The 11,959-nt window shown below is 64.1% G+C and carries 10 protein-coding genes; 8 read left to right on the top strand and 2 right to left on the bottom strand.

Going from position 1 to position 11,959, the window contains the following annotated elements; translation table 11 throughout:
* Positions 1-64 precede the first annotated feature (64 nt).
* On the bottom strand, positions 65-781 hold the full coding sequence (locus tag CKW13_RS01695; protein WP_095106322.1) for a tellurite resistance TerB family protein: 717 nt from the start codon (positions 779-781) through the stop codon (positions 65-67).
* A gap of 195 nt (positions 782-976) precedes the next feature.
* On the opposite strand from CKW13_RS01695, the gene CKW13_RS01690 reads away from it, so the two are divergent.
* From CKW13_RS01690 to CKW13_RS01655, 8 genes are all read left to right on the top strand, one after another.
* On the top strand, positions 977-1,891 hold the full coding sequence (locus CKW13_RS01690) for a LysR family transcriptional regulator (protein WP_095106320.1): 915 nt from the start codon (positions 977-979) through the stop codon (positions 1,889-1,891).
* A gap of 103 nt (positions 1,892-1,994) precedes the next feature.
* Positions 1,995-3,482 (top strand): gamma-aminobutyraldehyde dehydrogenase, encoded by a 1,488-nt coding sequence (locus CKW13_RS01685; RefSeq protein WP_095106318.1) that lies wholly within the window; start codon positions 1,995-1,997, stop codon positions 3,480-3,482.
* A 131-nt stretch (positions 3,483-3,613) separates the two neighbouring features.
* Complete coding sequence (gene ydcS, locus CKW13_RS01680; protein WP_095106316.1) at positions 3,614-4,765, top strand: putative ABC transporter substrate-binding protein YdcS; 1,152 nt, start codon at positions 3,614-3,616, stop codon at positions 4,763-4,765.
* A 223-nt stretch (positions 4,766-4,988) separates the two neighbouring features.
* Positions 4,989-6,026, top strand: coding sequence for an ABC transporter ATP-binding protein (locus tag CKW13_RS01675; protein ID WP_095106314.1), 1,038 nt, complete (start codon positions 4,989-4,991; stop codon positions 6,024-6,026).
* Between the two features lies 1 nt (position 6,027).
* Positions 6,028-6,957 carry an ABC transporter permease gene (locus tag CKW13_RS01670; RefSeq protein WP_095106312.1) on the top strand — a complete coding sequence of 310 codons (930 nt, stop codon included), beginning with the start codon at positions 6,028-6,030 and terminating at the stop codon, positions 6,955-6,957.
* Positions 6,947-7,756 carry an ABC transporter permease gene (locus CKW13_RS01665; protein WP_095106310.1) on the top strand — a complete coding sequence of 270 codons (810 nt, stop codon included), beginning with the start codon at positions 6,947-6,949 and terminating at the stop codon, positions 7,754-7,756. Before CKW13_RS01670 ends, CKW13_RS01665 begins: the two co-directional genes overlap by 11 nt.
* A 66-nt stretch (positions 7,757-7,822) precedes the next feature.
* Positions 7,823-9,247, top strand: coding sequence for a gamma-aminobutyraldehyde dehydrogenase (locus CKW13_RS01660; RefSeq protein WP_095106308.1), 1,425 nt, complete (start codon positions 7,823-7,825; stop codon positions 9,245-9,247).
* Between the two features lie 105 nt (positions 9,248-9,352).
* On the top strand, positions 9,353-11,215 hold the full coding sequence (locus CKW13_RS01655; RefSeq protein ID WP_095106306.1) for an FAD/NAD(P)-binding protein: 1,863 nt from the start codon (positions 9,353-9,355) through the stop codon (positions 11,213-11,215).
* A 361-nt stretch (positions 11,216-11,576) separates the two neighbouring features.
* Here the strand turns inward: CKW13_RS01655 and CKW13_RS01650 are convergent, their stop codons facing one another.
* Positions 11,577-11,762, bottom strand: coding sequence for a hypothetical protein (locus CKW13_RS01650; protein ID WP_095106305.1), 186 nt, complete (start codon positions 11,760-11,762; stop codon positions 11,577-11,579).
* Between the last annotated feature and the right edge of the window lie 197 nt (positions 11,763-11,959).

The following is an 11,959-nucleotide window of genomic DNA, read 5'->3' as shown; positions in this document are numbered from 1 at the left end:
GCCAGAAGCCCTGATGCGGGTGTTGTGGTAGCAAGCGGGCTTGCCCGCTTGCTACCACAAGGGGTCAGGCAGAGGCCTGGCGTACCTGTTTTTCCAGTTCGGCCTTGAGCCCCGGTTCCAGCTTGAGCTGGCGGGCCAGTTCGTCGAGGTAGGACTTTTCCATGAAGCTTTCTTCGTCCACCAGCATCACGCTGGCGATGTACATCTCGGCGGCCATTTCCGGGGTGCTGGCGGCGCGGGCGACGTCGACGGGGTCCAGGGGTTTGTTGAGCTCGGCGTGCAGCCAGTGTTGCAGCTCCTGGTCGTTGTCCAGCTTGGTGAACTCACCTTCGATCAGCGCACGTTCGCGCTCATCCACATGGCCATCGGCCTTGGCCGCCGCCACCAGGGCCTTGAGGATCGCCTGGCTGTGCTGCTCCACCTGGGCGGCGGGCAAGCGGTCGAGGGTCTGGGGCTCGTTGCGCGGGGCCGTGCCCTGCTGGGCCTGCCAGTTGCCGTAGGCCTTGTAGGCCAGCACGCCGAGGGCGGCGAGGCCGCCGTAAGTCAGGGCCTTGCCGCCAAACTTGCGGGCTTTTTTGTTGCCCAGCAAAAGGCCCATGGCGCCCGCCGCCAACGCCCCGCCGCCCGCGCCGGAGAGCAGGCTACCCAAGCCTCCCGAGCCACCGAGCAAACCGCCCAGCGCACCTTTGTCGGCACCTTTGTTCTGGGTGCCGCCCGCTTTGTTCTGCAGCATGTCCTGGCCGGACTTGAGCAGTTGATCGAGCAATCCACGGGTGTTCATTTGTTGCCTCCAATAAATGGGATTAGCCGGAACAATAAGGCCATCAGCGTAGAGCTAAGTGCCCTTCGACAGTTTTCAAGAGTACTTCCAGATGTTGCTTACCCCTTGACGAGCCGGCAGGCGGTGATCCTCGGCTTTCTAAAAAAAAGATATAGACTCGAGCAAATCTATAAAAACGCCTAACCGGTAAACCCCATGATGACCCTGCGCCAGATCCGTCACTTCATCGCCGTGGCCGAAACCGGCTCCATCTCGGCCGCCGCCCAAGCGGTGTATATCTCCCAGTCCACCCTGACCCTGGCTATCCAGCAGCTGGAGCAGGAAATCGGCGTGACCCTGTTCAACCGCCACGCCAAAGGCATGACCCTGACCCACCAGGGCCATCAGTTTTTGCGCCAGGCCCACTTGATCCTGGCCACCGTGGACAACGCCAAGCGCAGCCTGCAACAGAGCACCGACCAGGTGGCCGGGCAACTGATCGTCGGCGTCACCAGCCTGGTGGCCGGTTACTACCTGGCAGACCTGCTCACCCGCTTTCAGCGCGCCTACCCCAACGTGGAAATCCGCGTGATGGAAGACGAGCGGCCCTACATCGAGCACTTGCTGGTGAGCGGCGAAATCGACGTGGGGGTGCTGATCCTGTCCAACCTGGAAGACCGCCACGCCTTGCAGACCGAGGTGCTGACCCACTCGCCCCATCGCCTGTGGCTGCCGGCCCAGCACCCGCTGCTGGAACGCGACAGCATCAACCTGGCGGATGTGGCCCGCGAGCCGCTGATCCAGTTGAACGTCGATGAAATGGACCGCAACGCCCAGCGCATGTGGGCCGCCGCCAGCCTGCAACCGCGCATCACCCTGCGCACCGCCTCCACCGAAGCGGTACGCAGCCTGGTGGCGGCGGGCCTCGGCGTGTCGGTGCAACCGGACATGACTTACCGCCCCTGGTCGCTGGAGGGCGACATCATCGAGGCGCGGCCCCTGGCCGACCTCAACCAAACCCTGGACGTCGGCCTGGCCTGGCGCCGGGGCACGGCGCGCCCGGCCCTGGTGGACCCCTTCCTGACCGTGGCCCGCGAACAACCCCATACCGGGCGCAAGCCATCTATTTAATCGAATGCCACCTTCGGTATTTAGTATTTGTCGACCTCACGCCCGACCTCTAGTCTCAGCGAACCCAATAAGAAAGGTCGGGCGCACCCAGCGGGAAGCCCCAATGACCGTACAAAAAAAGAGAACCTCCAAGATGGCTGGCGCGCAGACGCAACTGTCCACCGCATTGCTGATCGACGGCGAACTGGTCCAGGGCCAGGGCGTGGCCGAGCCGATCCTCAACCCCGCCACCGGGGAGGTGCTGACGCGCATCGCCGAGGCCAGCACCGAACAGGTCGAAAGCGCCGTACTGGCCGCCCACCGCGCCTTCGCCGGATGGTCGCGGACCACGCCGCAACAGCGCTCCAATATTCTGCTGGCGATAGCCGGGGCCATCGAAAAACACGCCGACCACCTCGCCCGCCTCGAAGCCCTCAATTGCGGCAAGCCCCTGCACCTGGCGCGCCAGGACGATTTGAACGCCACCGTGGACGTGTTCCGCTTTTTTGCCGGTGCGGTGCGCTGCCAAACCGGGCAACTGAGCGGCGAATACCTGCCGGGCTACACCAGCATGGTGCGCCGCGACCCCATTGGCGTGGTCGCCTCGATTGCACCGTGGAACTACCCGATCATGATGGCCGCGTGGAAAATCGCCCCGGCCCTGGCCGCCGGCAACACCCTGGTGTTCAAGCCGTCGGAACACACGCCGCTGTCGATCCTGGCCCTGGCGCCGACCCTGGCCGAGCTGCTGCCGCGCGGGGTCATCAACATCATCTGCGGCGGTGGCGAAGGCGTGGGCAGCCACTTGGTCAGCCACCCGAAAGTGCGCATGGTGTCGCTGACCGGCGATATCGTCACTGGCCAGAAAATCCTCCAGGCCGCAGCCAAAACCCTCAAACGCACGCACCTGGAGCTGGGCGGCAAGGCGCCGGTGATCGTCTGCGACGACGCCGACCTGCAAGCGGTGGTCGAGGGTGTACGCAGCTACGGCTACTACAACGCCGGGCAAGACTGCACCGCCGCGTGCCGCATCTACGCCCAAGCCGGCATCCATGACCGCCTCGTCGCCGAACTGGGCGCAGCGGTCAGCAGCCTGCGCTTTGCCGGCAAGCGCGACGCCGACAACGAAATCGGCCCGCTCATCAGCACCCGCCAGCGCGACCGCGTGGCCAGTTTCGTCGAACGTGCCCTGAACCAGCCCCATATCGAGCGGGTGACCGGCGCGGCGGTGCACTCCGGTGCCGGGTTCTACTACCAGCCCACGCTGCTGGCCGGGTGCAAGCAAGGCGACGAAATCGTCCAGCGCGAAGTGTTCGGGCCGGTGGTGACGGTGACCCGTTTCGATGAACTGGCACAGGCCGTGGACTGGGCCAACGATTCGGAATACGGCCTGGCGTCGTCGGTGTGGACGCAGAACCTGGACAAGGCCATGCAAGTGGCCGCCCGCCTGCAATACGGCTGCACCTGGATCAACAGCCACTTCATGCTCGTCAGCGAAATGCCCCACGGCGGCCTGAAACGCTCCGGCTACGGCAAGGATTTGTCCAGCGACTCATTACAGGACTACAGCGTGGTCAGGCACATCATGGCCCGCCATGGCGGGCAGTTGTGAACGGCAAATTTCAAGCGGCAAGCCGATGCGGGCGGGCCTTGTTCGTGCCGCTTGCCGCTTAAAGCTTGCCGCTCGCCCCTAAGAGCTACGCTTCAACAACCCACAATAACTACAACCGCCGAGGGAATCCCATGTTCGCGCACAAGACCGCACTGCTCAGTGCACTCACCACCGCGTTGCTGGCCAGCGCCAGCCTGCAGGCCGCCGAACCGCTCAAGGCTTTGGGTGCGGGCGAGGGGCAGTTGGATATCGTCGCCTGGCCCGGCTATATCGAGCGCGGCGAAAGCGACAAGGCCTACGACTGGGTCACCGGGTTCGAGAAGGAAACCGGCTGCAAGGTCAACGTCAAGACCGCCGCCACCTCCGATGAGATGGTCAGCCTGATGGCCAAGGGCGGCTACGACCTGGTCACCGCCTCGGGCGACGCCTCGCTGCGCCTGATCGTTGGCAAGCGGGTGCAGCCGATCAACACCGCGCTCATCCCCAACTGGAAAAACCTCGACCCGCGCCTCAAGGACGCGCCTTGGTATGTGGTCGGCCAGCAGACCTTCGGCACCCCGTACCAGTGGGGCCCCAACGTGCTGATGTACAACACCAACGTGTTCAAGCAGGCGCCAACCAGTTGGAACGTGCTGTTCGAGGCCCAGAACCTGCCCGACGGCAAGGCCAACAAGGGCCGCGTGCAGGCCTATGACGGGCCGATCTACATCGCCGATGCGGCGCTGTACCTCAAGTCGGCCAAGCCGGAGCTGGGCATCCAGAGCCCCTATGAGCTGACCGAAACCCAGTACCAGGCTGTGCTCGAACTGCTGCGCGCCCAGCAACCACTGATCCACCGCTACTGGCACGACACCACGGTGCAGATGAGCGATTTCAAGAACGAAGGGGTGGTGGCCTCCAGCGCCTGGCCGTATCAGGTCAACGGCCTGATAAACGAAAAGCAGCCGATTGCTTCCACCATTCCCAAGGAAGGTGCCACCGGTTGGGCCGACACCACCATGCTCCACGCCGAGGCCAAGCACCCGACCTGCGCCTACAAGTGGATGGACTGGTCGTTGCAACCCAAGGTGCAGGGTGACGTGGCGGCGTGGTTCGGCTCCCTGCCGGCGGTGCCCGCCGCGTGCAGCGCCAGCGAACTGCTGGGCGGCGAAGGGTGCAAGACCAACGGTTTCGACCAGTTCGACCAGATCGCCTTCTGGAAAACCCCACAGGCCGAGGGCGGCAAGTTCGTGCCCTACAGCCGCTGGACCCAGGACTACATTGCGATCATGGGCGGTAGATAAATACTGCTGCCCTTGTGGGAGCGAGCCTGCTCGCGATAGCGATCCGAGACTCATGATCGATATCGACGGCTACACCGCCATCACGAGCAGGCTCGCTCCCACAGAAGGGCTGCACCGGTAGGGATACCGTGCCTCCCCACATCACGTTCGACCAACGCCTTGTTTTTTCAGAAGTCCAGGCAGGGCCGCTGCGACGGCCCGCGCCTTTTTGGAGCACCGCACCATGACGCTTGCAGTCCAATTCACCCAGGTTTCCCGACAGTTCGGCGAAGTCAAAGCCGTCGACCGGGTTTGCATCGATATCCAGGACGGCGAGTTCTTTTCCATGCTCGGCCCCTCCGGCTCGGGCAAGACCACCTGCCTGCGCCTGATTGCCGGGTTCGAGCAGCCCAGTGCCGGTTCCATCCGCATCCACGGCGAAGAAGCCGCCGGGTTGCCGCCGTACCAGCGCGACGTCAACACCGTGTTCCAGGATTACGCCCTGTTCCCCCACATGAACGTGCGTGACAACGTGGCCTACGGCCTCAAGGTCAAGGGCGTGGCCAAGGCCGAACGCCTGGCCCGGGCCGAGGAAGCCCTGGGCATGGTGGCCCTGGGCGGCTATGGCGAGCGCAAACCGGTGCAACTGTCCGGCGGCCAGCGCCAGCGTGTGGCCCTGGCCCGCGCCCTGGTCAACCGCCCCCGCGTCTTGCTGCTGGACGAGCCCCTCGGCGCGCTGGACCTGAAACTGCGCGAACAAATGCAAAGCGAGCTGAAAAAGCTCCAGCGCCAACTGGGCATCACCTTCATTTTCGTCACCCACGACCAGACCGAAGCGCTGTCGATGTCCGACCGCGTGGCGGTGTTCAACAAGGGCCGCATCGAGCAGGTGGACACCCCGCGCAACCTCTACATGAAACCGGCCACGCCTTTCGTCGCCGAGTTCGTCGGCACCTCCAACGTGATCCGTGGCGAACTGGCCCAGCGCCTGAGCGGCAGCGCCCAACCGTTTTCGATCCGCCCCGAGCACGTGCGCTTTGCCGAGGGCCCGTTGGGCGCCGGCGAGGTGCAAGTGCGCGGCGTGCTCCACGACATCCAATACCAGGGCAGCGCCACCCGCTATGAGTTGAAACTGGACAACGGCCAGGCCCTGAACATCAGCCAGGCCAACACCCAGTGGCTGGACACCACGGCCCGCCATGCGGTCGGCCAGCCCCTCAGCGCGCGCTGGGCCCGTGAAGCCATGGTGACGCTGCGCGACACCGACGCAGGCGAGGTATGACATGAGCCTGGCCCTGACCCAACCGCCGCTGCGCCGGTTTTCCAACCTGCTGTACCGCAAGCCCAACCTGTACCTGTCGCTGCTGCTGGTGCCGCCGCTGATCTGGTTCGGCGCGATCTACCTCGGCTCGCTGCTGACCCTGCTGTGGCAAGGTTTCTACACCTTCGACGACTTCACCATGGCCGTTACCCCGGACCTGACCCTGGGCAACTTCGCCGCGCTGTTCCAGCCGTCGAACTTCGACATCATCCTGCGCACCCTGAGCATGGCCATCGTGGTCTCCCTGGCCAGCGCCGCCCTGGCCTTCCCCATCGCCTACTACATGGCGCGCTACACCACGGGCAAGACCAAGGCGTTTTTCTACATCGCGGTGATGATGCCGATGTGGGCCAGCTACATCGTCAAGGCCTACGCCTGGACCCTGCTGCTGGCCAAGGGCGGCGTGGCGCAGTGGTTCGTCGAGCACCTGGGGCTCACGCCGGTGTTGCAGTTCATCCTGGGCATCCCGGGTGTGGGCGGCAGCACCCTGTCCACCTCGCACCTGGGGCGTTTCATGGTGTTCGTCTACATCTGGCTGCCGTTCATGATCCTGCCGATCCAGGCCTCGCTGGAACGCCTGCCGCCGTCCCTGCTGCAAGCCTCGGCTGACCTGGGCGCCAAGCCGCGCCAGACCTTCATGCAAGTGATCCTGCCGCTGTCGATCCCGGGCATCGCCGCCGGCTCGATCTTCACCTTCTCCCTGACCCTGGGCGACTTCATCGTGCCGCAACTGGTGGGCCCGCCGGGCTACTTCGTCGGCAGCATGGTCTACGCCCAGCAGGGCGCCATCGGCAACATGCCCATGGCAGCGGCCTTCACCCTGGTGCCGATCGTGCTGATCGCCATCTACCTGTCCATCGTCAAACGCCTGGGGGCCTTCGATGCACTCTGAAAAATCTTCCTGGGGCCTGAAGATCGCGGCCTGGGGCGGGTTGGTGTTCTTGCACTTCCCGATCCTGATTATCTTTCTCTACGCCTTTAACACCGAAGAAGCGGCGTTCAGCTTCCCGCCCCAGGGCCTGACCCTGAAGTGGTTCAGCGTGGCCTTCTCGCGCCCGGACGTGCTCGAAGCCATCAAGCTGTCATTGCAGATCGCCGCCATCGCCACCCTGATCGCCATGGTGCTCGGCACACTGGCCTCGGCGGCGCTGTATCGCCGGGACTTCTTCGGCAAACAGGGCATCTCGCTGATGCTGATCCTGCCCATCGCATTGCCGGGGATCATCACCGGTATCGCCCTGCTGGCGACCTTCAAGACCCTGGGCATCGAGCCGGGGATGTTCACCATCATCGTCGGCCACGCGACCTTCTGCGTGGTGATCGTCTACAACAACGTCATCGCCCGCCTGCGCCGCACCTCCCATAGCCTGATCGAGGCCTCCATGGACCTGGGCGCCGACGGCTGGCAGACCTTCCGCTACATCATCCTGCCCAACCTCGGCTCGGCTTTGCTGGCCGGCGGCATGCTGGCGTTTGCCCTGTCGTTCGACGAAATCATCGTCACCACCTTCACCGCCGGCCACGAACGCACCCTGCCGCTGTGGCTGCTCAACCAACTGAGCCGCCCGCGCGACGTACCGGTGACCAACGTGGTGGCGATGCTGGTGATGCTGGTCACCATGATCCCCATCCTGGGCGCCTATTACCTGACACGCGGCGGTGAAAGCGTGGCGGGCAGCGGCGGCAAGTAAGCCTTGGCGCGCCTTGCTCCCGCGCACCGACAAAAAGAAAAACTCAGCTTTGAAAAGGACCGCACCATGCAAACCAAACTCCTAATTAACGGCCAACTCGTCGCCGGCGAAGGCCCGGCCCAAGCGGTGCTCAACCCGGCCCTGGGCCAGGTGCTGGTGGAAATTGCCGAAGCCAGCGAAGCCCAAGTCGATGCCGCCGTGCGCGCCGCCGACGCGGCGTTCGAGGGCTGGTCGCAAACCCCGCCCAAGGACCGCGCCCTGTTGCTGCTCAAACTGGCCGACGCCATCGAGGCCCACGGCGCGGAACTGGCGAAGCTGGAGTCGGACAACTGTGGCAAGCCCTACAGCGCCGCCCTCAACGACGAGATCCCGGCGATTGCCGACGTGTTCCGCTTCTTCGCCGGCGCCAGCCGCTGCATGGGCGGTTCGGCCGGTGGCGAATACCTGGCCGGCCACACCTCGATGATCCGCCGCGACCCGGTGGGCGTGATCGCCTCCATCGCGCCGTGGAACTACCCGCTGATGATGGTCGCCTGGAAAATCGCCCCGGCCCTGGCCGCCGGTAATACCGTGGTGCTCAAGCCGTCGGAACAAACCCCGTTGACCGCCCTGCGCCTGGCGCAACTGGCGGCGGATATTTTCCCTGCCGGCGTACTCAACCTGGTGTTTGGCCGTGGGCCAACGGTGGGCAGCCCTCTGGTGAACCACCCCAAAGTGCGCATGGTGTCGCTGACCGGCTCCATCGCCACGGGGGCAAACATCATTTCCAGCACCGCCGACAGCGTCAAACGGATGCACATGGAACTGGGCGGCAAGGCGCCGGTGCTGATCTTCAACGACGCCGACATCGATGCCGCCGTCGAAGGCATCCGCACCTTCGGCTTCTACAACGCCGGGCAAGACTGCACCGCCGCGTGCCGCATCTACGCCCAGGCCGAGATCTACGACGCGTTCGTCGAGAAGCTCGGCGCGGCGGTGGCCAGCCTCAAGTACGGCCTACAGGATGACCCGGCCACCGAGCTGGGGCCGCTGATTACCGCCCAACACCGCGACCGCGTGGCCGGGTTTGTCGAGCGGGCCGTGGCCCAGCCCCACATCCGCCTCATTACCGGCGGCAAAGCCGTGGCCGGCGACGGCTTCTTCTTCGAGCCCACGGTGCTGGCCGACGCCCAGCAGGACGACGAAATCGTGCGCCGCGAAGTGTTCGGCCCGGTGGTTTCGGTGACCCGCTTCAACGACGAAGCGCAAGTGCTGGCCTGGGCCAACGATTCGGACTACGGCCTCGCCTCGTCGGTATGGACCGCCGACGTCGGCCGCGCCCACCGCCTCGCCGCGCGCCTGCAATACGGCTGCACCTGGGTCAACACGCACTTTATGCTGGTCAGCGAAATGCCCCACGGCGGTCAGAAACTGTCCGGTTACGGCAAGGATATGTCCATGTATGGGCTGGAGGACTACACCACGGTGCGCCATGTGATGTTCAAGCACTGAGCCCGCAAAACCTGCCCAGAAACCTGTTCTGTGGGAGCGTTCCCACAGACTGGCATGCCCTGCCTTGCGCCCGCTGTCCCATAAGAAAACACCTCAGGAATCCCCATGGATATCACCCGTCGCGACTTCCTCAACGGCGTCGCCATCACCGTCGCCGCCGGCATGACCCCGCTGCAATTGCTGCAAGCCGCCCCCGACGGGCGCTACTACCCGCCCGCCCTCACTGGGCTGCGGGGCAGCCATGTCGGCTCGTTCGAAATCGCCCACCAAATGGGCTGGGATAAGAAAGTGTTCAACACCGATCACCTGCCCGTCAGCGAGGATTACGACCTGGTGGTGGTCGGCGGGGGCCTGAGTGGATTGTCGGCGGCCTGGTTCTACCGGGAGAAACACCCCCACGCACGCATTCTGATCCTGGAAAACCACGACGACTTCGGCGGCCACGCCAAGCGCAACGAATTCCAGGCCGGCGGGCGCACGATCATCGGCTACGGCGGCAGCGAGGCCTTCCAGTCGCCTAATCACCTGTACAGCGCCGAGGTCAACGGCCTGCTGAAAAAACTCGGGGTCGATATCAAGCGTTTTGAAACTGCGTTCGACCGCCCGTTCTATCCCAGCCTCGGCCTGTCGCGGGGGGTGTTTTTCGACAAGGAAAACTTCGGCGAAGACAAACTGGTCAGCGGCGACCCGACGCCCATGGTCGCCGACGACATCGCCCCGGATCAGTTGCACGCCCGCAGCCTGCGCGACTTCATCAACGACTTCCCGCTGCCGCAAAGCGACCGCGACGCCCTGATCGCCCTGCACACCGCGCCGCGGGATTACCTCGCCGGCAAAACCCAGGAAGAGAAAACCGCGCACCTGGAAAGCACCAGTTATCGCGACTTTTTACTCAAGGACGTAGGCCTGACCCCGGCCGCCGTGAAGTACTTCCAGAGCCGCACCAACGACTTCATGGCCCTGAGCATCGATGCCGTGGCGGCGTATGACGCCTACAACGTCGGTTTCCCCGGTTTCAGCGCGATGAACTTAGAGCCCATCAGCGAAGAAGCCCAGGCGGAAATGGAAGAGCCCTACATCTACCACTTCCCCGACGGCAATGCGTCCCTGGCGCGGTTGTTGGTGCGCAGCCTGATTCCCACCGTGGCCCCGGGCCATGACATGGAAGACATCGTCCTCGCGCCGTTCGACTACGCCAAACTCGACCAGCCCAAGGCCCCGGTGCGCCTGCGCCTCAACAGCACGGTGGTCAGCGTGCGCAATGTCGGCGCCGGCGTGCATATCGGCTACAGCCGCGGCGGGCAACTGAGCCAGGTGCGGGGCAAGCGTTGCATCATGGCCTGCTACAACATGGTCATTCCCTACCTGCTGCGCGACCTCCCCGCCGACCAGGCCCACGCCTTAAGCCAGAACGTGAAGTTCCCGCTGGTGTACACCAAGGTGCTGATCCGCAACTGGGAGGCGTGGCGCAACCTGGGTGTGCATGAGATCTACGCTGCGACCCAGCCCTACAGCCGCATCAAGCTCGACTACCCGGTGAGCATGGGCGGCTACGAACACCCGCGTGACCCGAGCCAGCCCATTGGCCTGCACATGGTCTACGTGCCCACCAGCCCCACCAGCGGCATGACCGCCCGCGACCAGGCCCGCGCCGGCCGTGGCCGCCTCTACGGGCAAACTTTCGAGGTGCTCGAAGCGCAACTGCGCGACCAACTGCAACGCATGCTCGGGCCGGGCGGCTTCGACCACCAGAACGACATCCTGAGCATCACCGTCAACCGTTGGTCCCACGGCTACGCGTACTTCTCCAACAGCCTCTATGACGATGCCGACGAAAGCGAAAAATGGATGAACCTGGCGCGCCAGCCTGTCGGCAATGTGAGCATCGCCAACTCGGATGCAGCCTGGAGCGCCTACGCCCACGCGGCCATCGATGAAGCACACCGAGCGGTGGAGGAAGTGGGCTAACCGCCCACCGGTCCCCTAAGGGCCGTGGCTGGCCTACACCTACTGTGTGAACAGGCTTGTGTGGTGTGGGCGGGGCTTGTTTTTCCTCTAGGGGCGAGATTTTTCTTCTGTGAGAGCGAGCCTGCTCGCGATGGCGGCATTCCAGCCGCCACAAGTGCATCGCCTGTCCTGGCCTCATCGCGGGCAAGGCCCGCTCCCACATGGTGGGTAGGATTTTTCTCTCCTCTGGGGGCGGGATTTTTCTTCTGTGGGAGCGAGCCTGCTCGCGATGGCGGCATTCCAGCCGCCACAAGTGCATCGCCTGTCCTGGCCTCATCGCGGGCAGGGCCCGCTCCCACAGGGGGAGCGGGGGTTTGCCGTGCTAAAACCTTGAGACGCTACGCATCGCATCCACCAGGTAGCGCATGGCGGTGCGGTCGGCCTCGGACAAGGTTCGGTATTGCTCCACCAACTTCAACTCTTCTGAACTCAAGCGCCGGGTGCGGCGCGTCAGGCCCAGGCCCGAGAGAAAACCTAACAACCTGACTGCGCTCTGTTCTTTTGCCATGGACGATGTCCCTCTGCATTCGGAATAACTTCAGACACTTCATCGCCCTGCGTCCCTTTTCAGCAGCGGCTGTCCCTGTGCCGCTGTTTGAAACCTTCCGGCTTAAGGGCTGAAGCCGGTGATGGGCTTAAGAATAGAAAGTTTTTTCAGATCGTGAGAATTTTTTAGAGTAATTAGTCAAAAAACTTCCCAGCGGT

It is taken from the genome of Pseudomonas sp. Irchel 3E20, assembly GCF_900187645.1.
Taxonomy (GTDB): Bacteria; Pseudomonadota; Gammaproteobacteria; order Pseudomonadales; family Pseudomonadaceae; genus Aquipseudomonas.
This window is presented reverse-complemented; position numbering and strand designations above follow the sequence as displayed.